This window comes from Galbibacter mesophilus (genome assembly GCF_023721415.1).
GTDB classification, from domain to species: domain Bacteria; phylum Bacteroidota; class Bacteroidia; order Flavobacteriales; family Flavobacteriaceae; genus Galbibacter; species Galbibacter mesophilus.
The window spans coordinates 304,026-325,115 of record NZ_JAMQVC010000003.1 but is presented as its reverse complement, the minus strand read 5'-3'; the positions used below and the strand labels follow the sequence as shown (position 1 = coordinate 325,115).

The 21,090-nt window shown below is 38.4% G+C and carries 18 protein-coding genes; 4 read left to right on the top strand and 14 right to left on the bottom strand.

All coding sequences use genetic code 11. The features are described from left to right. Nucleotides 1-124: 124 nt before the first annotated feature. Nucleotides 125-766, top strand: coding sequence for a peroxiredoxin (locus NDQ75_RS13095; protein ID WP_202029410.1), 642 nt, complete (start codon nucleotides 125-127; stop codon nucleotides 764-766). Between the two features lie 163 nt (nucleotides 767-929). Here the strand turns inward: NDQ75_RS13095 and dsrP are convergent, their stop codons facing one another. The 6 genes from dsrP to NDQ75_RS13065 all read right to left on the bottom strand — a co-directional run bounded on the left by dsrP (nucleotide 930) and on the right by NDQ75_RS13065 (nucleotide 7,460). After that, the gene (gene dsrP, locus NDQ75_RS13090; RefSeq protein WP_202029411.1) at nucleotides 930-2,204 is read right to left on the bottom strand and encodes a sulfate reduction electron transfer complex DsrMKJOP subunit DsrP; all 1,275 of its coding nucleotides are present in this window, start codon (nucleotides 2,202-2,204) and stop codon (nucleotides 930-932) included. A gap of 16 nt (nucleotides 2,205-2,220) precedes the next feature. After that, nucleotides 2,221-3,285 carry a 4Fe-4S dicluster domain-containing protein gene (locus tag NDQ75_RS13085; protein ID WP_202029412.1) on the bottom strand — a complete coding sequence of 355 codons (1,065 nt, stop codon included), beginning with the start codon at nucleotides 3,283-3,285 and terminating at the stop codon, nucleotides 2,221-2,223. A 78-nt stretch (nucleotides 3,286-3,363) separates the two neighbouring features. After that, nucleotides 3,364-3,993, bottom strand: a complete 630-nt coding sequence (locus tag NDQ75_RS13080; protein ID WP_202029413.1) for a cytochrome c3 family protein — start codon at nucleotides 3,991-3,993, stop codon at nucleotides 3,364-3,366. Next, nucleotides 3,990-4,679: a cytochrome C gene (locus NDQ75_RS13075; protein ID WP_251762030.1), complete on the bottom strand. Its 690-nt coding sequence runs from the start codon at nucleotides 4,677-4,679 to the stop codon at nucleotides 3,990-3,992. Before NDQ75_RS13075 ends, NDQ75_RS13080 begins: the two co-directional genes overlap by 4 nt. A gap of 143 nt (nucleotides 4,680-4,822) precedes the next feature. After that, a complete protein-coding gene (locus NDQ75_RS13070; protein ID WP_202029414.1) occupies nucleotides 4,823-7,147 on the bottom strand; it encodes a molybdopterin-dependent oxidoreductase in 2,325 nt (774 codons plus the stop codon). Between the two features lie 61 nt (nucleotides 7,148-7,208). Beyond that, nucleotides 7,209-7,460: a hypothetical protein gene (locus tag NDQ75_RS13065; RefSeq protein ID WP_202029415.1), complete on the bottom strand. Its 252-nt coding sequence runs from the start codon at nucleotides 7,458-7,460 to the stop codon at nucleotides 7,209-7,211. A 278-nt stretch (nucleotides 7,461-7,738) separates the two neighbouring features. On the opposite strand from NDQ75_RS13065, the gene NDQ75_RS13060 reads away from it, so the two are divergent. Both NDQ75_RS13060 and NDQ75_RS13055 read left to right on the top strand, forming a co-directional pair. Further along, complete coding sequence (locus tag NDQ75_RS13060) at nucleotides 7,739-9,022, top strand: chloride channel protein (RefSeq protein WP_202029416.1); 1,284 nt, start codon at nucleotides 7,739-7,741, stop codon at nucleotides 9,020-9,022. A 6-nt stretch (nucleotides 9,023-9,028) separates the two neighbouring features. Then, complete coding sequence (locus tag NDQ75_RS13055) at nucleotides 9,029-9,400, top strand: group III truncated hemoglobin (RefSeq protein ID WP_202029417.1); 372 nt, start codon at nucleotides 9,029-9,031, stop codon at nucleotides 9,398-9,400. Here NDQ75_RS13055 and NDQ75_RS13050 read toward each other — a convergent pair. Continuing rightward, entirely contained in the window at nucleotides 9,389-10,012 is a 624-nt protein-coding gene (locus tag NDQ75_RS13050) for an HPP family protein (protein WP_202029418.1), read from the bottom strand. The two genes, NDQ75_RS13055 and NDQ75_RS13050, sit on opposite strands and share 12 nt — an antisense overlap. A gap of 123 nt (nucleotides 10,013-10,135) precedes the next feature. Then, the gene (locus NDQ75_RS13045; protein WP_202029419.1) at nucleotides 10,136-11,080 is read right to left on the bottom strand and encodes an NAD-dependent epimerase/dehydratase family protein; all 945 of its coding nucleotides are present in this window, start codon (nucleotides 11,078-11,080) and stop codon (nucleotides 10,136-10,138) included. Nucleotides 11,081-11,314: 234 nt separating this feature from the next. Here NDQ75_RS13045 and NDQ75_RS13040 point away from each other — a divergent pair, with 234 nt between their 5' ends. Next, nucleotides 11,315-12,214 (top strand): MerR family transcriptional regulator, encoded by a 900-nt coding sequence (locus tag NDQ75_RS13040; protein WP_202029420.1) that lies wholly within the window; start codon nucleotides 11,315-11,317, stop codon nucleotides 12,212-12,214. A gap of 46 nt (nucleotides 12,215-12,260) precedes the next feature. Here NDQ75_RS13040 and NDQ75_RS13035 read toward each other — a convergent pair whose 3' ends face one another. The 6 genes from NDQ75_RS13035 to NDQ75_RS13010 form a co-directional block, all read right to left on the bottom strand. Then, on the bottom strand, nucleotides 12,261-12,818 hold the full coding sequence (locus NDQ75_RS13035; RefSeq protein WP_202029421.1) for a TlpA family protein disulfide reductase: 558 nt from the start codon (nucleotides 12,816-12,818) through the stop codon (nucleotides 12,261-12,263). A 102-nt stretch (nucleotides 12,819-12,920) separates the two neighbouring features. Then, the gene (locus NDQ75_RS13030) at nucleotides 12,921-14,339 is read right to left on the bottom strand and encodes a hypothetical protein (RefSeq protein ID WP_202029422.1); all 1,419 of its coding nucleotides are present in this window, start codon (nucleotides 14,337-14,339) and stop codon (nucleotides 12,921-12,923) included. 59 nt (nucleotides 14,340-14,398) lie between these two features. Continuing rightward, entirely contained in the window at nucleotides 14,399-15,082 is a 684-nt protein-coding gene (locus tag NDQ75_RS13025) for a Crp/Fnr family transcriptional regulator (protein WP_202029423.1), read from the bottom strand. A gap of 250 nt (nucleotides 15,083-15,332) precedes the next feature. Continuing rightward, entirely contained in the window at nucleotides 15,333-17,246 is a 1,914-nt protein-coding gene (locus NDQ75_RS13020) for a glycoside hydrolase family 97 protein (RefSeq protein WP_202029424.1), read from the bottom strand. A 1-nt stretch (nucleotide 17,247) separates the two neighbouring features. Beyond that, the gene (locus NDQ75_RS13015) at nucleotides 17,248-18,747 is read right to left on the bottom strand and encodes a sulfatase family protein (protein ID WP_202029425.1); all 1,500 of its coding nucleotides are present in this window, start codon (nucleotides 18,745-18,747) and stop codon (nucleotides 17,248-17,250) included. 12 nt (nucleotides 18,748-18,759) lie between these two features. Beyond that, nucleotides 18,760-21,084, bottom strand: coding sequence for a GH92 family glycosyl hydrolase (locus NDQ75_RS13010; RefSeq protein ID WP_202029426.1), 2,325 nt, complete (start codon nucleotides 21,082-21,084; stop codon nucleotides 18,760-18,762). Nucleotides 21,085-21,090: the final 6 nt, after the last annotated feature.

Below are 21,090 nucleotides of genomic sequence, written 5' to 3'. Positions count from 1 at the left end.
TGGCATTGCAGGATTTTAATTATATCCCCCTTCGTTAGGTTTAACAATCTTTTATCAGTGTATTTTTCAAATGGATTTATTAATCTAGTAACTTTGTAGGGTATTAATTAAATCAGAAACAATTATGGCAACACTAAGATTAGGGGATAAAGCGCCAAACTTTACTGCGCAGACATCCGAAGGAGAAATAGATTTTCATGAATATTTAGGCGATGGATGGGGAGTACTTTTCTCTCACCCTGCAGATTATACGCCTGTTTGTACTACAGAACTGGGAACAGTTGCTAAGTACAAAGATGAATTTGAAAAAAGAAATACCAAAGTAATCGCACTAAGCGTTGACGGTTTAGAATCGCACAAAGGTTGGATAAAAGATATTAACGAAACACAGGGTACCACGGTTAATTACCCCATTATTGCAGATGAAGACCGCAAAATTGCGGAACTGTATGATATGATTCATCCTAACGCAGATGCTACCCTTACGGTGCGCTCTGTATATATTATCGCACCTGATAAAAGCATCAAACTAATGATTACCTACCCCGCTTCAACCGGTAGAAATTTTGATGAATTATTAAGGGTAATCGATTCGCTGCAATTAACGGCTTATCATAAAGTAGCCACTCCTGCCAACTGGAAACATGGTGAGGAAGTTGTTATTAGTCCGGCAATATCGAGCGAAGATGCGAAAGATATTTTCCCAAAAGGTTTTAAAGAAGTGAAACCATATTTACGTTTAACACCGCAACCAAATGTGGATTAAAGGTTAAACAATAGCAAAAACAAAACCGACTATCATTCATTTTTCTGAAGATAGTCGGTTTTTCTTTTTTATAATAAAAAATTTAAGCTGCGATTCTTTAATTGTGACGAAGTCTTGACTCCTATTTCTATCAGCGGAGCACGGTCTTAAATCTTTTTATATCCTATGCTTTATCCGTATCCAAAACCGTATTTTCATAATGGTCTTTTTTAACTACAGCGGTTTCCTTATACCGCAATCTACCAGTTTCTATAGCAATGGCCGTCTTGGCCAAAATGGTAAAAATAAATGCTCCTAAGGCCCAAATACCTAAAGTAACGGCAATTTCTATTCCCGTTGGTGTGTATTCGGCTATTTTTCCATAAGGACCGGGAATAAACCCTGGGATAATCAGTCCAAAACCTTTATCCACCCAAATAGCAATAAAAAGTATAAAACATGCAAAGTACAGCAGTATATTATTTCTTCGGAAGATATGAATCGTTAAAATGGTGGTAGCAATAAGGTTTAAGCAGATGGAAGTCCAAATCCACGGTACCAAAGCATTTTTTCCATGCAGTCCGAAAAATAAATAATACGCACTTTCGCTATGGTGTGTAGGCGCATAAAATTCTTTAAAAAGTTCAGACCCCAACATAATCAGGTTTATTTGTGCCGCCACAGTAACGATAATACTAATTTTCCTGATGGTTTTATCGGGAATTTTAAAGTCTGTTGAAGACCTTATTATCGCCAAAATGATAATGATAAGTGCAGGGCCGGCAGCAAATGCCGAAGCTAAAAATCGCGGACCTAAAAGGGCGTTATTCCAAAATGGACGCGCCTGTAAACCTTGATACAAAAATGCCGTAACCAAGTGAATCCCCACCGCCCAAAAAACAGACAACAAAGCGCCTGGAACATATACATTTTTCTTAGCTTCTTTCCCTTGATAGTGGCGAAAGAGAATGTAAAGCGGCACGGTGATGTTTATAAACAAATACCCGTTAAGCACAATTACATCCCATGTGAGCATAGAATTAGGAAAGTTAAAAACTCCAATACCGGGAATCATATGCCACAACACCGATGGACCACCCATATCTGCCACCACAAAGGCCAAACACATAATTAAAGCGGCTACGGCTAAACCTTCCCCAATGAGCACCGCCTGTTTAAAATCCATGTCTTTAAGCACATAAGTTGGCATTACCAACATTACGGCAGCAGCAGCTACCCCAACTAAAAAAGTAAAATTGGAAATGTACAAGCCCCAACTCACACGGTCGTGCATCCCCGTAACGCTAAGCCCTTCCTCTAGTTGAATGGAATAGCAATACATTCCAATTAACATAACCAAAGTAAGTGCTCCCATCCATAAATGATACCGCAACGATCCTTGGGTTATTACATTGAAACTATCTTTCACCAAGCTTCTAAATACTTTAAAAGTTGCCATTTCCTTTATTTATAAATTAATCCATGTAATACCAGAATTTAGGCTCTGTACCTAAATCTTCTTTTAAACGAAACACCTTTTTATTCTCTATCACCCAACGAATAGTACTATTGGGGTCTAATAAATTCCCAAAAACCCGTGCTCCCGTTGGACACGCATCTACACATGCAGGATTTTTACCTGCCCGAGAGCGTTGCACACAAAATGTACATTTCTCCATCACTCCTTTCTTACGCAAACGGTTACCGAGGTAATGTTGATTTTTATTCACTTCCTCTTCTGGCACTTCCGGAGTGCTCCAATTAAATCTTCTTCCATCGTATGGGCAGGCGGCCATGCAATATCTACACCCAACGCACCAGTCGTAATCCACTACTACGAGTCCGTCGTCCTCGCGCCACGTCGCCTGAACAGGGCATACTTCTATACACGGCGGATTGTCGCAATGAAAACACTGCGTACCCAAGTAAAAATGTCCTTCCGCAGGAACTTCGTGGTAGTAATTGTCATCTGCTTCATCAAACTTCAATCCTTGACCGTCTTTTAACTCATGAATCCGTATGTACTGCATTTCAGAATTCCTATCCTGATTGTTTTCCTCCACGCAGGCACTTACGCAATTCATATAACCCTGACATTTAGAAATATTAAAAGCATAACCAAACAAAACATCAGGTTCAGCATTTTTTGAAGACATATTTATTTTATCCCCTTTTCGTAACTCATAAGACCGCACCAACCTATCAACGGTAGCTTTCTTTTCTTCATCGTTCATCAATTTATAGTTGCCCTTAAACTGCTCTTCCCAGTCTATTTGTGCCTTTTCTTTAGTTTCATCACCGGCAGTAACACTACAAGAAGAATGTACAGCGCCCGCACCAATCATTAAACTGGCAGTTAGCTTTTTAAAAGCGCTACGTCTGCTCATGGGAACATCAAACACTTGATCGAAACCATCTTTTTCTGGAGTCGGCGCTGCTTCGTGCGACCCACAACCACCACTTTTACCGCATCCGCAAGTAGAGGCGCTTTCTTTCTTCCTTCCTAAATTGAGTGAAAACCATTTTTTTTCAGTGTTCATAACTATCGATGTATTATTTGGTTTGGATGATGATTGCTATTTTTATGTTCTTCTTTTTTCTATCTGTATGCTTTCCGTTTATTTCCGCTGTAATTCTTTATGTACATTAAAAACCTCTGGCCACCTTTTATTGAATTTCGGCTGATGCGGGTTGTGGCAATTCACACAACTATTTATAGCCCTCGGTGGCGCCCAACCGCTTATATTTTTACCGTGTGCACCACCTTTCCAGTCCTTAAACTGACTCGTATGGCATTGCGCGCACACTTGATAACTCTTGTTGAAACTAATGGCTTCTCCAGTTAAGCTGTGTAAATTATTCATATTTGCACCGCTATGGCAGGTGAGGCAATTCATAGTTTTCGCATCGCCGTGCACAATTTCAATATCCCAATGCGAACGAGGCAATAACACTTCTGGATCTCGCATTTCAGCCAATGGTTTTGCATGGCATTCCGTACATTCATACATCGTTAAATGCTTTTTTCGCTCCGGAATAAGGAAGGTTTTGTCCCCCTCTGTTACTTCAATTAAATCTTTTTCAGCTATATATTCTTCGGAAGAAATACTCGTTCCTTTGTAGTGTTTACCTTCTGCTTCTATTTTTTCTATTACTGAATGATAATCAGATTCTTTATGCTTCTTGCAAGAAATGAAAAATACAGAGCACAAAAGAAGCACCGTCATTATTTTGATAAAGGCTCTCATGGCAAACTAAATTTAGTAGTGTTCATTTCCCTATCGGTTACCTCTTGCATTTTTAAAACATGGCATTGCATACAATTCTCCCGCTGCGGATGCGTAACCCTAATTTCTGCCGGAGCCGCTGGCCCTGCATGGCAAGACAAACAATTTTCCCGCATTTGTATGTGATGAGGAACTACTGGTGGACTTCCAGGCAATGCATTGTTATTCCCTACCGATGCGTGTTCTTTCTTTATAAATTCGGTTTTAACAAACAGTGCCTCGGTATTTTTGGTAACGTGGCATTGCCTACAATTTATCATTTCAGGGTGCGGTGTTATGGGCGCATACGCATCAAATTTAGACACAAACCCACCCGATTTATGGCACTGTAAACACGTTACGCTTCCCATACTTCGCTCCTCTTTTACAGGATGCGGTATGGATGGCGGTGCACCATCGTAGGCGCGGTTATCATAATACGTTTCCAAAGACCGCTGATGCGCTTCATCGTAGGGCATTTCTTCATATCGTAATCCTCTTTCAGAACCACTAAATACACCTCGATCTATCGGCAAATACGAATGCGGCTTTTCCTTTTCAACCGAAACGTAAGATTCCTCCAAGCCAGACCAGTAACTTTTGTTCCAGACAATTATGAAGGCTACAAATAACACCGAAAAAAATATGATTATCCAAATTCGCTTCACACGTTTAAATTTTATTAATCATCTATTAATAATCTCATTATAAAATTGAGAACGTGTGTAACCACTCCGTTCTCGCATTAAAAATTTTAAACATTTTCTTTTTCAAAGTAATTTTTAAAATTTCTTAAAGCTCGTTTCATCTGCTAAGCTTTTTCAACTTTAACGGCACATTTTTTATAATCGGGTTGCTTCGAGATAGGACAAAAAGCATCCAAAGTAAGCTCGTTTATAAGCATGTGTTCATCAAAAAACGGAACGAACACTTGCATGGGTTCAGGAACCCCTCTTAGATTGATAGCTGCAGGAACCGTAATCTCACCTCTTCTGGTGGTTAACTTAACCAAATCCCCAGTAGCTATATTTAGGCGTTTGGCATCTTCTGGGTTTAACTCTACATAGGCATGCGGCATCGCTTGGTGCAATACGGGAATGCGTCGTGTCATGGAGCCTGTATGCCAATGCTCCACTACCCTTCCGGTACACAACCAGTATGGATATTCTTCATCTGGCATTTCGGGCGGTGCTTCATAAGGTCGTTGCCAAATAACCGCTTTTCCATCTGGATTTCCGTAGAAATCAAATTCACTACCCTCTTTACATGCTGGATCGTATTTTTCATTAAAGCGCCATTTGGTAGATTTGCCATCTACATAAGGCCATTGCATGCCTGGATTCTCTTTCAGCACTTCGTAAGGTGCCATGTTATGCTTTTTCCCAGCGTGATGTTTTCTGTATTCATTATAAATCTCTTCAATATGAGATTCTTCTTTGTAGTTAAACTGCTTCTCAAACCCCATTCTTCTAGCTACCTCAACCAGTTGCCATGTATCGCTCATGGCATCCCCTGGCGGAGTCAGCATCTTTTCGAAATGTTGTGTTCGCCTTTCAGAATTACCATACATTCCTTCCCTTTCAATCCACATGGCTGAAGGCAGAATTACATCGGCAATTTCTGTGGTTGGCGTTGGATAGACATCAGACACTACAATAAATCGATCTTTCTTTTCCGTAGCGTCCCTATACCGTTTTAGTTTAGGCATGGTTACCATAGGATTGGTTACTTGTATCCACATAAAACGGATATCGCCTCTGTCTAATGCCCGAAACATTTCTACCGTATGATAGGTAGGTTTTGGTGAGATATTTTCAGCAGGAACTCCCCAAATTTCCGCCGCAAACTTTCGGTGCTCTTCATTCATCACTACACCATGAGGTAACTTATGCGTAAGGGTTCCTACTTCCCGAACGGTTCCACAGGCACTGGGCTGTCCTGTCAAGGAAAACGGACTGTTACCAGGCGTTGAAATCTTTCCGGTAAGTAAATGGATGTTATATATTAAATTGTTCATCCAAGTACCGCGGGTATGCTGGTTTGGTCCCATACACCAAAGTGACATCACTTTAGTGTTAGGGTTGCCGTAATAGGCAGCCATGTATTTTATATCTTTTACACTTACTCCTGAATATTTTGAAACTTTTTCAGGAGTATAATCTTCTAAAAAGTTTTTAAACTCCTCAAAATCGATTAGGGCTGGCTTATCATTAAAAGCATAATTATCTTCTAGACCATAGCCCATTTCGGTCTCGCCTTTTTTAAACACGCAATGTTTAGACACAAACGATTCGTTTACGCGACCTTTATTGATAAGTTCATAGCAGATCGCATTGGCCACTGCCAAATCTGTTTGCGGATTGAAAATAATGGATTTATCCGCTGCCATGCTTGTTCTTGTAGTTCGTGTTGCAAAGTCTATTATCTTGACACCTCGTTTTTGCCGCTGATCCAAGATTCGGGAAAATAGCACTGGGTGCATTTCCGACATGTTGTTTCCCCAAAGCACGAAAACATCAGCATAATCTATATCATCGTAACATCCCATGGGTTCATCTATTCCGAAGGACGACATAAATCCAGTTACCGCACTAGACATACACAATCTCGCATTGGCCTCCACATTATTAGTACCAATACATCCTTTAAAAAACTTAGAAGCTGTATAACCATCGGGAATGGTCCATTGACCAGAACCGTATATAGCTACTGAATCTTTTCCGTGATCTTTTATTGTACTGGACATTTTTGAAGCAATTAGATCGAGTGCTTCTTTCATGGAAGTTTCTACAAACGTGCCATTCTTTTTCACCAAAGGCTTCGTAAGTCGGTCTTTTCCGTAGAGTGCCATAATGGAATGATATCCTTTTACGCAACAAAGACCTTTATTTACGGGAGAGGCTGGATCGCCTTTCACCGCTACCGCTTTTCCGTTTTGAGTACCAATGAGAACACCACAGCCAACGCCACAAAATCGACACGGTGATTTTTTCCACTCTAAATTGTCAAGCCCCTCCAATCCAGCTACTTGATCTTCAGCAAAAAGAATTCCTGGAAACATGGTGGCTGCTGTGGTCATGGCCGATAAAAGCGCCATTTTTTTTAAAAACTCCCTACGGTTAGTTGCTACTTTCATGCGATACTAATTATATTTTTCCATTTTTTTCAGTGTGAATGCCCAAACATTAATCCGTGGATTAAGAAGTTGAAGAAGTTATGTTTTCTGGAGAATAACCCGAGACCATCGACATGAATTTTAAAGATTTCACACCATTGATTTTTTCTTTTAGCTGCCCCTCTTCCTCTTCATTTTGAGTATCCGTAACCAAAAGAATGATTTCTTCGTTGGTCGCTTCGGCCACTTCGCAGCCAGCAATCGATTTTAAAGATTTTACCAAGGTTTCCTTTTCCCCGTCGTAAGGCAAAACGATATAACTTTTTATAGGCATATCTACAATGTTGATAATTCACAATAAAAGTAAGGGGGAAGAATAAAAGAAAATATGACATTTCTCATACACCATTAAGATTATATAACAATGCCGTTTTCTTAAGCATTAAATTACAAATAAATAATATAACTCTTTGTATATGAGATGTATTTAGAATCATTTTAAGTTTATTAACTCAAGTAGTCTTCAAAAATCCAGAAATGAAAAAGCTTCATCTTTTCTATTAATTTTAAAATGCCATACTTTTGCCAATTATTTAATCATAACAAAAAAGCATGGCATCCTTCAAAAGGAAAAAGAAACATTTGCGGTACATTAACCTATTAGATCAGCCAGTTAAGTTTAACCCTTTTGTTTTCAGCAGAGCCTTTCTATTATGGACCTTATTAGGATTAGTCGGCGGAATTGTTGCTGGCGTATACTGGATTATCCTCGAACACCTTACTCATATACTTCATTTTTTCAACGGCTGGCAGGTAATTCCGGTAATGGCACTTTCCGGACTATTGGCAGGACTAATTATTTATTTTATAGGTGATCCAGGTGAAATACATCTTATAGTAAACAATATTAAATTCAACAAAGGAAAACTCGACCCTAAAAACAATCCTTCCATGATTTTGTCTTCGCTGCTATGCGTTGCCTCAGGTGGAAGTCTTGGTCCAGAAGCACCACTTGTACAAGTAACAGGTTCTATGGGCACTTGGTTTGGTAAAATTTTTAGACTGAAAGGGGAAGAACTTCGTTCCATGAGTATAGCTGGCATGGCTTCGGGGTTTACAGCTCTTTTTGGAGCTCCGCTGGGAGGTAGTCTTTTTTCTTTGGAAATTTTAACCCATAAACATGCTTTAGAGTATTACAAAGCTATTATACCCGCTTTGGTATCCAGTTGCTTTAGTTACATTGTCTTTGCTGCAATAGCCCATTTAGGTTTTGGCCCTATTTGGGAATTACACTCTTATAATATTGAAGGGATATTCGATTTTGGATATGCCATTCTTTTGGGACTATGCGCTACCGTCATTGGCTGGGTTTTTATTTACTGCACAAAAACATGTAAATTCTTTTTTGAAAAAATAACGCTACCTATTTATGTAAAAACTGCTATTGGTGGACTTTGCCTTGGTATAATCGCTTATTTTTTACCAATTACACGTTATTTTGGACATCATGAAATTAACCAATTACTAACCCTTGATAGCCCTTTGTATTATCTAGGAATCATTCTAATTTTTAAGATTTTAGCTATTGCCATAACGGTAACTTCCGGTTGGCGCGGAGGTTTTATTATACCCCTCTTTTTTGTAGGGACAACACTGGCTCTCATAATACACAAAATGTTTCCTTTTATAGATTTATCTTTAGCCGTTGTGAGCTGTATGGCCGCTATTAATGTTTGCGTAACGAGAACCCCTATGAGCACCACGATTTTATTGACTACTCTAACTGGATTTTCATTTTTCATCCCAATATTATTTGCTAGCTTAACAGGATATTTCTTAGCGCCTAGAATTCCATTTATCCATTCCCAGATGGATAAAAAACATGAAAACCATTAAATAATCATGACAAAAAAGGATATTTCGAATTTAGAAGATATTAAAGTGCTCGTAGACACTTTCTACGGGAAGGTAAGGGAAGACAGCTTGCTTGCTCCTATTTTCAATAAAGTAATCCAAGACCGATGGCCAATGCATCTCGAAAAGATGTACACTTTTTGGGAGACGGTTTTACTGCAAAACCACACCTATTATGGGAGTCCGTTTCCACCCCATGCGAAGCTGCCCGTTACAAAGGAACATTTTGATAAATGGAAAGCTTTATTTCACGAAACTATTAATGACAATTTTGAAGGGGAGAAAGCAACAGAAGCCAAATGGCGAGCCGATAAAATGGCGGAAATGTTTCTTTATAAAATTGAATACTTACGAGGTTAATCCCCTCTTTTTTAATATTTTTTTCACTCGAATTCTACTTCTGAAGTTAAAAATACGTGTGAAATTTCTATTGGTAGGATAATGCCTGTCTTTAGTAATATTATTGAATACCAAGGCTACCAGTAATAAAATCAAACAACCTGTAAAAACAGGAAAAACTACATACATATATCCTAAGCCCTTTACTTTTTCTGAGCCAATAACAGCAATTAAGGCCGTAGCACCTCCCGGTGGATGCAAGGTTTTGGTTATTTGCATTAAAACAATGGATAACGCCACTGCCAATGGTGCTGTTATCCAAATAATATCGGGCAATAGTTGAAAAACAGTTACTCCAATTAACGCAGAAACTACATGGCCACCAATTAAATTTCTGGGTTGCGCTAATGGACTATAAATTGATCCATACACAAGTACGCTCGAAGCCCCGAAAGAGCCAATTAAAAATAAATTTTCATAATCTGTCAGGGAATCACTGTGAAAAAAAGCCATTAGTCCGATACCCACAAAAGCACCTATAAACGACCAGAAATGTTCTTTTACGTCTATTAGGGTTTGTTTATAAACTACGTATCGGGTAATTCTTGCCCCTTTTTTTAGTTGCTTCTTCAAAACATCTTCTTTTGGAAACTAGTTTTTTGCTTCAGCCACAAAAGTAAATGTTATTGTTTTTTTGGACGAATTAATTAGAAAATTAAACAAAGTTTTCTAGGAATCTCAGTTCTAAAACTATCATTATTTATTTGGTGCCAAATGCGATAAAATATCTTTGGCCATTTTTTCCAAATCATAGTCATGTTGCCAATCCCAATCCAATCTTGCACGGGTATCATCGATACTATCGGGCCATGAGGCTGCAATTTCCTGACGAAAGTCTGGATTGTATTTTATTTTAAAATCAGGGTAATATTTTAAGAGTACTTTATAGATATCTTTAGGTGAAAAACTAATAGCAGACACATTGTATGAAGATCGAATCGTAATATCTTCTTTAGGGGCATCCATTAGGTCTAAAGTTGCTTTAATAGCATCTGGCATATACATCATAGGAAGGTACATGTCTTTATCTAAAAAACATTCGAATTCTTCTCCATCAATGGCTGCTCTAAATATATCTACCGCATAATCCGTAGTACCGCCTCCTGCTGCAGATTTGTAGCCTATCAAACCAGGATATCGCAAGCTTCTTACGTCTACCCCATATTTTTCAAAATAATAGGCGCACCAACGTTCTCCAGCCAACTTGGAGATTCCATAAACGGTAGTTGGATCCATAACACAATCTTGAGGCGTGTTATCTACGGGTGTATTTTTTCCAAAAACGGCAATGGAAGAAGGCCAATAAATTTTATTGATTTTTTTCATCCTACCCAATTCCAATACATTCAACAAGCTATCCATGTTCAATTTCCATGTAAATAGCGGGTTTTTCTCGCCTACTGCTGAAAGAATGGCGGCTAAATGATAGACCTGTGTTACTTTATATTGTTCAACCAAAGACTCCAAACGTTCTTTGTCTAAAACATCTAAAATCTCGAAAGTACAGTAATCAAACTTTTCTCCTGCTTTTTCGTTAATATCTGTAGCAATAATTGCTTCATTTCCATATTTAGCTGCCAACGCGTTAGACAATTCTGAGCCTAATTGACCTCCTGCTCCCGTAATAAGAATTCTCTCCATTATAAAAGGTAATTTTAAAAATATCGCAAAAAACAAGTTGATATAAAACCCCATTTTTTCATATTCGCAAATATCTTTAATTTTCTGGGAGATTTTAAAAAATCTGACATTTTTTTTAAGTGACTTTTCGCTGTTCAGATCGGTTATTTCGGCAGTTTTTTATACGTTTTAACGAAGTTAATCGAAGAAATAGTATTTTAATCGTTATTTTTGTTTAAAGATTTCACCTAAACTATGAACATAGTAAAAGATCACTTCAGTATTAAGGACCTAGAAAATTTATCTGGGATTAAGGCACATACAATTAGAATTTGGGAAAAGAGATATGGACTACTTTCACCTAACCGTACCGAAACAAATATAAGGTATTACTGTATTAAAAATCTTCAAAAACTTTTAAACATCACGGCACTGTACAACAGTGGTTATAAAATTTCTAAGATTGCTAAACTTCCAGAAGAGGACATTCCTTTTCTAGTACGGGAGATTATCGCCAAAACTAATAGTAATAGTCATTCTATCAGCGAAATGAAAATGGCTATGATGAATTTCGACCAACAATTGTTCTATACCACGTACAATAATCTGTTGGCTGAAAAATCTTTTAGAGAGGTCTTTTTTAATGTTTTTGTTCTCCTATTAAACGATATTGGTGTGCTTTGGCAGACTGATACGATTACTCCTGCACATGAACACTTTATTTCACACTTGGTTAAACAGAAAATCTTAATCAACATAGAACGACTTCAACAGTCTTTACCTACCAACAGTACGAGGTCTTTTGTACTATTTCTTCCAGATAACGAAATTCACGAAATTGGATTGCTCTATATGAATTATGAGATATTGTTACGGGGATATAAATCGATTTACTTAGGACAAACGCTTCCGTTGGATTCCTTGGAAAATGTTGCCTTATTGGAAGAAAACATCACCTTCGTTTCTTACTTTACCACCACACCTGCCACAGAAGAGGTTGAGCCCTACATACAAAATTTTAATACGCTGCTTAACGCCAACAAAAATCATGAATTATGGATTTTGGGTCAACAGGTAAAGAATTTGGAATTATCGAGCGAATACAACAATATTCATATTTTCCATGATTTAAAAGAGGCAACCGAAAGACTTTAGTGATAAGATTCCGATACTGTCATCAACAGAATTGTAAAAAACTGTTTTACCTTGATAGTAGTTCATCTAATTTTTGCCTTACTTTTTCGCTGTACCAATCTGCTGCGCCTTTTTCATCTATCAAGATATTTCCGTTGGCATCAATGAGGTAGGTTGCCGGAATAGAGATATGTTCTAAGGCTTCGGGAGATTGTGAAGAGTGATAAACTGGAAAGGAATAATCGTTCTTATTTAAAAACTTTTTAATGGTTTCCTTTTCTTCATTGCTTATGAAAATAAAAACTACTTCATTTTTATAGTTGTTATATAATTTCTGAAGAGAAGGCATCTCTGCAATGCAGGGAGGACACCAAGTAGCCCAGAAGTTTACCAAAACTACTTTTCCTTTAGTCTCTTCAAAATTAAATGCATTCCCATCTAAAGACCATAACTTCCATTGATAAGTGTCCAAAACTTTAGTGTCACCTTCTTTTTCAATAGTCGGACTAAAAGCGAATACCCTGTTAATATAAACCTTTATCTGTGTACCGATAGGTGTAAATAAAAGTACCGCTATTAAAGCTAAAAAAATGAGGTTACTGATTTGACTTTTGGTAATTTTCAAAACAATTCGATTTAAAAAGAAAAAGTGTATTTCCTTAACGAAAATACACTTTTCCCATTACTTTAAGCGCTCATAAGACGTTATTACTTTTTCCGAAGTAAATTATGGAGCCGCCCTATTAACCGTTATTGAATTAGAAAGATCAAAGCAGCCGGCCAAATTACTTGCATTCATACCTACTTCTGCCCCCATCAAGCCATCTTCGAAACGTAAATACCAGATTAAACAAACTCCAACACCTGCGTCGTCAAAATTAACACCTTCCAAGGCTTCCAATGTAGGTGGCAAACCAAGGATATTACCCATATCATCCGTTACTACCCAAGTGCTATTTGTTCCAGAGGCATTCGAATCGTCTAGTGTTATTCCACTTACCATATCGGGTGTTCCATCTACAACAAAATTAAACGGCCCACCGGAAATAGTTCCTGCCATGGGTTGGTTTCTGTCCACTTCAATTGAATTTGAAAGCGCAAAGTTCCCGGTAATATCCGCAGCATTATTACCAACTTCAGCTCCCGTAATTTCTCCATCCCATCTCGCATACCATATCAAGCAAACTCCAGGACCCGCACCATCAAAGTTAACTCCTTCTAATGCTGCCAATGTAGGTGGCAAGCCAAGAATATTACCCATATCATCCGTTACCACCCAAGTGCTGTTCGCTCCAACCGCCTCCGTATCATCTAAAGTAATACCGGACACCATATCTGCCGTTCCATCAACACAAAATGTAAATGGTCCTCCAGCAATAGTCCCAGCATTGGCTCCTTGGATTCTATTTACGGTTATTGAATTAGAAAGATCAAAGCAACCTTCCAAATCGCTGGCATTCATTCCAGCTTCAAGTCCTTCAATGCCTTCTTCATATCGTAAATACCAAATTAAGCAAACACCTTCGCCAGCACCATCAAAGTCTACTCCTTCCAAGGCCTCCATTGTTGGGGGTAAACCCAAAATATTTCCTTGATCATCAGTAATCACCCAAGTGCTCATAGAACCTTTAGCTTCGGAATCATCCAATGTAATACCGGACACCATATCAGGCTGACCGTTAATGTAAAACTCAAAAGGACCACCGGAAATTTCTCCCGCATTGGTTTCTGTACGAACCACTTCGATAGAGTTGGAAAGGTCGAAAGTTCCATCTAGGTCGTTGGCGTTCATCCCCATTTCCAATCCGCTTAGACCGTCGTCATAACGGATATACCAAATTAGGCATGTTCCATCTCCTGCTCCGTCGAAATCTACTCCTTCCAATGCTTCCAACGTTGGTGGTAGCCCCAAAATAAGACCTTGGTCGTCGGTAATTATCCAAGAGCTATTATCTCCTACTGCTTCAGAAGCATCTAAAGTTATTCCACTTACCATGTCTGGATTACCATCTACACAGAAGGCAAAAGGACCACCGGAAATCATTCCGGCATTGGGTACCATCATTGGTGTACCATCGTCGTCGTCGCTACAGGATATGAGAAAGACTCCCATAACCACCATGGCGAATAATGCTTTTTTAATCATAACTATATATTTTTAATTGTTGATATCTCTAAAGTACCCAATACCAACACGAAATAATGTTAGCTAGCTAACACTTGTTCATTTTTATATAGAATGATCTCTTTTCGATAATAATCCAAAATGTTTTGTTCTTTGAGTTCACAGAACAAGCAATTTAAATTTGGCCTTGAAGTACCTAAAAGACTGGCCATGTCTTTTTGGGTGTAAGGATGTTTAATAATATGGTTCCCTGTATTTGGGCAGTCGTACCCGTATTCATTAGAGAGCTCCTTAAGAAATTCCATCAGGCGGGTCTTAGTGTCTTTAAAAAGCAATATGGAAAGTCGGCGTTCAATTCTTTTAAACCGAAGTCCGATAAACTTATGTATTTTTAAGCTGAAGGACTTATTTTCCTGCATCAGATCGTGAATGGTATCTACCGTCAACACACAAACGGAGGTGTCTTCAGTAATGGAAAGGGCAAACTCATTTCGATTCTCTTCTCCAATAATCGCTTTCTCGCCAAAAACATCCCCTTTCCCGTGAATACTTTTAACCACTTCCCTCCCATCTTCGGTGTAATAACCAATTTTTACTTTACCACTTTCAATAAGAAAAATTTTATTGGAATGATCTTTTTCAAAATAGATATATTCATCTTTGTTGTAATGCTGAAAGGTATGATTTTGTTTGTATCCGTTAAACTTGTGAGGACAAAGTAAGTTGAAGAGATTTACATCTATTAAAGACCAAGTACAAGACATTTTGGGAATGGTTTTAACGGTTAATTATCCCTTTGGTAGCTAATGTCTTGAATTCCTTACAGATAAAGAACCTTTATTTTTTTCCGAAAAATGAGATTCGATGTAAAAACTGAATATTTCAGAATTTCGATTGGGAAGGAAGACGGCAGACGGAAATCCGAATTTGGAGGCTGAAAGCCAGAAGCTAGAGTTCAGAAATTTTGTGTTGTAAAAAACTGAAACCTACCTACTGGCTATCGCCTACTAAAAATTACAATTCCTCCAAATGTATAGCATTACCTCCACCTGGAGCCAATTTTACGGTTATTTTAGACGCAGCGTTCACTTGCTGTTCTGTAATTTTATACGTTTCTTTTTCATTTAAGTAATGTGTACTTTCTGCGTCTCCATAAATGGTTGCTTTGTACGTCTTGTTTTCCGGAAGAAAGTCAAAATCTATGGTTATTTCCCTCGCTTCTTCATTGGTTATAGAACCAACAAACCAATCATTTCCTGCTTTTCTCGCAACTACAATATAATCGTTTATGGAACCCTGAAGCACATCTAAACTATCAAATTGAGCAGGCATTTTTTTAATGCACTCGAAAAGGTCTTTCTTCTTTAAATAAGCTTCTGGAGCGTCCGGGAGGATCATCCAACCGGTATAAACAACAATATTTTTAGCAACTTCTGCAGCAACAGTTCCCGGTATTTCTTCAAAAACTTTGTTTCTGCTATGGGCATTGTTTAGATCAAACCAACCATTGGTATAATCCAGCGGACCGGCAATTGTATTAATAAACGCTGAAGAAACCATGGTTCCAGGCATATACGAACGGTGTCCATCGGCTTGGGCATGACAATATTCTTTGGTAACCATATTTGGCCACGTGCGTCTATCTCCGCTTGGTTTAATCGGACTGTCATGAAAATCTACCATTAATTTATACTTGGCACACATTTCAATAACTTTTCTGGTTTGGATTACCTTTTCAGCTTCGGTTCCTTTCATAAATCCGTATTTAACACCAGCTGCTCCCCAAGCAGAAAACTGACTCAATACCCGTTCCAATCCAAATTTCTTTGCTCCTTTATCATTCAAATACAAGATAACACCTACGTTCTTGTCTTTCGCGTACGCCATACATTCTTCAATATTAATTCCTTCACGGGCATTGGTAGGATCTGAAGTATCACTGAACTCCGCACCGTACCAATCGGCATCGATAAGCAAATACTGAACATTGTTTTCCGAAGCAAAATCTATTAATCTCTTATGAGAATCAGTGTTTAGTCCGTACGTATATCCATCATCTGTGGTGTAGCCCCAAACACGCCAATCCCACATAGATTTTCCAGGTTTTATCCAAGAAGTATCTTCTATTTTGCTGGGATCGTTCAGATTTACAAGGATATTGGACTCTACCAAATCACCAGGGTGTTTCCCCAATAAAAATACGCGCCAGCTCGTTTCTACTTCTTCTTTGTTTTTCGCATAAACTGAATGAAAACCAACAGTTTCGTTAGAATCATTAACCGATAAATTAAACGGTGCGTACTCCAACACCTCAGCCTCATGAATCGCGACATAAACACTATCGTTAACATTTAAAACAGCAGGAGTCATCAGTGAGTCCACTTTTTCTTCGGATAATTTTTTAGGACCTATATTTGGAAACTCTCCATTATATGCCCAATAAGTTGGATTGTTACTGAATTTAATTTGCGTAGTTTCACCGGTAATTTCAACTTCTTCGGAAGGGCTTTCTACAATATATTTATAGGCATACCCATCATCAAAAAGTCTAAATACAATTTTAAAAGATCCTTTTTTACCCGAATCAAGTGTAATTACATACTGATTGTAATTATTTCTTATTTCCTTGAATTTCCCGTTAACCGTTTTCCAAGTTTCGTCAAAAGAAATTTGCGAAACCTCTTTGATGGCATACCCTTTTTTTAAGTCAAAACCACTTCCTTGAATTCCTAATTGTTCTATGGTTAGCACCGAATCTTTTCCAAAGAGCTGTTGTAAATGCAACCCTCGCTCGTTACTTTCAACCAAAATTTCTAGGTTTCCGTCAGGGGATTCCATGACAGTTTTATCCTTTTTTAAACTACAGGAAATAAGTAGGCCCGTTAACAAAACAACAGGGAAAAAGCGTTTTAATATGGTTAAGTTCATTTTATTTTGTTGCATTTTTTATAGCATTCAATTTTTCTAAAAGTGATTTTTCAACCGCTTCCTTATTTTCGTATTCATTTGTTTGTTGAGAAGGATCTTTTTCTAAGTTGTAAAGTTGCTTCCCTTTCTCGATTTGGGTAGTATCCGGAGCTTCTAAAAATCCGCCGCTGCCTTTGCCGTCTACCAATACCCAATTGTTATCACGAATGGCGAACATTCCTTTTGCCGAGTGATAAACCATGGTATTTCTTAAATCTTTTCCTTCGGAATTTCCTAAAAGAACTGGTAAAAAAGACTCACTATCCTTTATTTCATTTGTTGGCACTTCAGCGCCTACCAGTTCGGCGAAAGTCGCTAGGAAATCGGTGGTAGAAACCAATTGGTCACTTTTTTGATTTGCTTTTATTTTTGCAGGCCATTTTACAATAAACGGAACTCGGTGTCCTCCTTCATAGATATCACCTTTACGACCTCTCCATTGATCATTTGCCTTGTGATTGTATTTTGCCATGTTCTCGCTAGAAAATTGTGATCCGTTATCAGAAGTGAAAATCACCAGGGTTTCCTCCTCTAGATTGAGTTCCTTCAAAACCTTATTGATTCTTCCCACAACATCATCAACTTCCGCAGTTAAATCACCATAATTTCCAGCCTCACTTTTTCCTTTAAAACCATCTTTCGGAATCCATGGTAAATGGGGAGCTGTTAACGGAAGATACACGAAAAATGGATTGTCTTTTTCTTTTTGCTCCTTTATTACCGCAATAGCCTTTTCCGTAAAATTGTTTAACACATCATAATGATCAAAATCGGGGGAAACTGGCCCTTTTCTCCAAAAATCATCTTTGTAAGTTGGGGAAGTTCCTTGTGAGAAACCATTAGGCTGTTCTACTACTTTATTGTTTTCGATATAAACATAAGGTGGAATGTCTAAACTGGCGGCGATTCCGTAGAAATAATTAAAACCAAGGTTAATCGGACTCTTACGTAATTCCTTATTAAACAAAACAGAATCGTTTTCACTCTTCTGCCAATCCAAACCAATATGCCACTTTCCAACCGCGGCTGTATTATAACCATTGGCTTTTAAAAGAGAAGCAATGGTCGTAGAAGTGGTATCAATAATTAAAGGATCGTAGCTCCAAGTAACTCCATTTTTTAAAGAGCTACGCCAAGAATATTGCCCTGTAATAATTCCGTATCGTGTAGGCGTACAAACCGATGAATTGGTATGGGCATCGGTAAAAAGCATCCCTTCGTTGGCCATTTTATCAATATTCGGTGTAGGAATTTTAGAATTTGGATTATACACCTGTGGATCTCCATAGCCCAAATCATCCGCTAAAATGAGTACAATATTTGGGTGCTTTTTTTTGTCTTCAACAGTATTATTTTCTTCTGAATGAGACTTTTCTTTACATGCCGAAAACAGTAATACCATTAAACATAGCAGGTTCAATTGAAACATTATTCTTTTTAATTTCGTTGAAAATTCAGTCATAATAATCAATTTTTAGTTCGCTTTGTTTGATAATGGAAGTGAAGGCGGAAGATCTTCTGAAGCCCATTTTGAAGGTTTGGAGCTCATCTTTAGTACCAAACGTCCTCCATTTGCAATTTCCTCGTGTTGTAACCAAGCTCGGTTTAATGGTTTTCCATTTAAAGTAGCCGATTTAATATGAATTTCTGAAGACTTTTTTCTTTTTGCTTCCACTGCGAAAGTCTTCCCATTCGGTAATTCAATTTCTGATTTTTCAAACAACGGAGTCCCGATTAGATATAAATCCTGTCCTGCATTTGGATAAAAGCCCATGGAATTAAAAACATACCAAGCTCCCATCGAACCCGAGTCATCATTACCTGGAATCCCATCTCTACTTTCATCGTAATTATTGGTGAGAATATGGTGAATACGTTCTGCCGTTTTATGCTGTACCCCGGCATAGGTGTACAAGTGCGGTGTTAAAAATCCAGGTTCGTTACTTACCAAGAAAAAGTCCTTTTCAAAAAATGTGTCCAAACGATCGATAAATGCTTTTCTACCTCCAGTAGCTTCAATTAATCGCTTCGTATCGTGTGGAATAGCCAAACTGTATTCCCAACTTGTACTTTCGTAAAGAAAAGCTTCCCAGTATCCCGTGGTAAATTCGTCAAAGACAATCGTTTCGCCACCATCTGCGGCCCTATTCGTCAAAGAGAAGTTTTTGTGCCATTCTCCATTTGACTTTTTCGGCATAATAAAACCTTTTGCTCCATGCGACTCAAATTCATAATCCCATAAATTCAACCAATTGGATGCTTTTTTAATATACTCTTCGTAAATAGAATCTTTCCCCAAACCTTTTGCCAACATAGCAATGGCATAATCGTTGTATGAATATTCAATGGTTCGGGAACCTGATCTTTCATAATCCGTGGAAACATAACCCAAACGGTTGTAGTCTACCAATCCGCCTCTACCCTCTTTTCTTTCATCATCCCCTGGTGGCACCGTTGCATTTTTAAGCATCGCTTGTAATGCGAGTTCGTAATCTATTCCTTTAAGTCCTTTTGCGTAGGCATCGTAAATCAGTACATCGGCATTAGAACCACCTTGGGTTCTCCCGTTATCGTTTCCACTTCTTGCATCCGGCAAATATCCTTCGTGTTGGTAAACATCCAAAAGCGAATTAATCATTTCTACTTGTCGGTTGGGCGTAAGAATCGTCATAAGTGGATGCGGAGTTCGGTAAGTATCCCAAATAGCGTAAAAATCATCGTATTGAGGTGCTTCGCTTTGCCATTTAGGATTTTCGCCATGGCGATCAACAGGCATCAAATAGGTGTGATACAAGCTCGTATAAAATGTAATTTTTTCTTCTGAAGTTGCACCGTCGATTGCTATTTTAGAAAGTATTTCGTTCCAAGCGTTGCTAGCTTCCGATACCGTTTTTTCGAAGTCCCAATGCGAAAGGCTTTCTTCCAAGTTTTGCTTAGCTTTCTCTTCACTTAAAAAAGATATTCCAACCTTTACTAAAATGGGTTCATTTTCATCCGTCGCAAACGTGAACCAAGCTCCTGTTTTCTCTTGGGTATCGGCTTGTATCTTTTCGTTTGGGTATAGTTTGCCGTTCTTCCAAGTTCCCATTTCAGCGGCGGGTTTACTTATTTCCGCATGAAAATACACGGTATAAGCCCCTCCAAAATTCCATCCGTGGCGAACTCTATTATAACCACTTACTTCTGTATTGGAATGAATTTTAATTTCACTCCCTACCAGCTCTTGTGCCTCTCCCCACTGATCGCCAAAAAACAGAAAGTGACCTGCATCAAAAAGCAAGTGCGACTTATTGGATTTTGGAAATGTATATTTGTGAAAACCTGCTTTTTCGGTTACCGTAACCTCTGCTTTCACCTGTTGGTCTTTCAAAAAAGCGGTGTAATACCCTGCGCTGGCTTTTTCATCTGCGTAAGTCGAACCTTTATGTTCAAAATTCATTTCCCCAACCCACGGCTTTACCAAAATGTTTCCGTATTTGGCTCCACCACCAGTTCCAGAAACATGCGTGTGACTGAAACCTTCAATTAAACCTCCTGAAATATAGCCTGAATTACTATGCCCGTGGCAATCGGGGCCCAGTTTTACCATTCCAAAAGGCAAGGAAGCTCCTGGAAATACATGTCCTGGACCTTCTGTACCAATAAACGGATCGACGAAATCAACGGGTTCATTTGTTTGTTTGTTGTTGTTTTTTTTCTGCGCTGTTAATGAAACAGCGAACAACATGGCAAATGCCACGATACCATAACTTTTACACTTAGTAACTTGATTAAAAATTGACGTTTTCCTTCTTTGCATTGGTTC

What these genes read in the sequence shown, in the direction of transcription:
- NDQ75_RS13095 (WP_202029410.1), top strand. Translation starts at nt 125, where the DNA reads ATGGCAACACTAAGATTAGGGGATAAAGCGCCAAACTTTACTGCGCAG.
- dsrP (WP_202029411.1), bottom strand. Translation starts at nt 2,204, where the DNA reads ATGGCAACTTTTAAAGTATTTAGAAGCTTGGTGAAAGATAGTTTCAAT.
- NDQ75_RS13085 (WP_202029412.1), bottom strand. Translation starts at nt 3,285, where the DNA reads ATGAACACTGAAAAAAAATGGTTTTCACTCAATTTAGGAAGGAAGAAA.
- NDQ75_RS13080 (WP_202029413.1), bottom strand. Translation starts at nt 3,993, where the DNA reads ATGAGAGCCTTTATCAAAATAATGACGGTGCTTCTTTTGTGCTCTGTA.
- NDQ75_RS13070 (WP_202029414.1), bottom strand. Translation starts at nt 7,147, where the DNA reads ATGAAAGTAGCAACTAACCGTAGGGAGTTTTTAAAAAAAATGGCGCTT.
- NDQ75_RS13065 (WP_202029415.1), bottom strand. Translation starts at nt 7,460, where the DNA reads ATGCCTATAAAAAGTTATATCGTTTTGCCTTACGACGGGGAAAAGGAA.
- NDQ75_RS13060 (WP_202029416.1), top strand. Translation starts at nt 7,739, where the DNA reads ATGGCATCCTTCAAAAGGAAAAAGAAACATTTGCGGTACATTAACCTA.
- NDQ75_RS13055 (WP_202029417.1), top strand. Translation starts at nt 9,029, where the DNA reads ATGACAAAAAAGGATATTTCGAATTTAGAAGATATTAAAGTGCTCGTA.
- NDQ75_RS13045 (WP_202029419.1), bottom strand. Translation starts at nt 11,080, where the DNA reads ATGGAGAGAATTCTTATTACGGGAGCAGGAGGTCAATTAGGCTCAGAA.
- NDQ75_RS13040 (WP_202029420.1), top strand. Translation starts at nt 11,315, where the DNA reads ATGAACATAGTAAAAGATCACTTCAGTATTAAGGACCTAGAAAATTTA.
- NDQ75_RS13030 (WP_202029422.1), bottom strand. Translation starts at nt 14,339, where the DNA reads ATGATTAAAAAAGCATTATTCGCCATGGTGGTTATGGGAGTCTTTCTC.
- NDQ75_RS13025 (WP_202029423.1), bottom strand. Translation starts at nt 15,082, where the DNA reads ATGTCTTGTACTTGGTCTTTAATAGATGTAAATCTCTTCAACTTACTT.
- NDQ75_RS13020 (WP_202029424.1), bottom strand. Translation starts at nt 17,246, where the DNA reads ATGAACTTAACCATATTAAAACGCTTTTTCCCTGTTGTTTTGTTAACG.
- NDQ75_RS13015 (WP_202029425.1), bottom strand. Translation starts at nt 18,747, where the DNA reads ATGACTGAATTTTCAACGAAATTAAAAAGAATAATGTTTCAATTGAAC.
- NDQ75_RS13010 (WP_202029426.1), bottom strand. Translation starts at nt 21,084, where the DNA reads ATGCAAAGAAGGAAAACGTCAATTTTTAATCAAGTTACTAAGTGTAAA.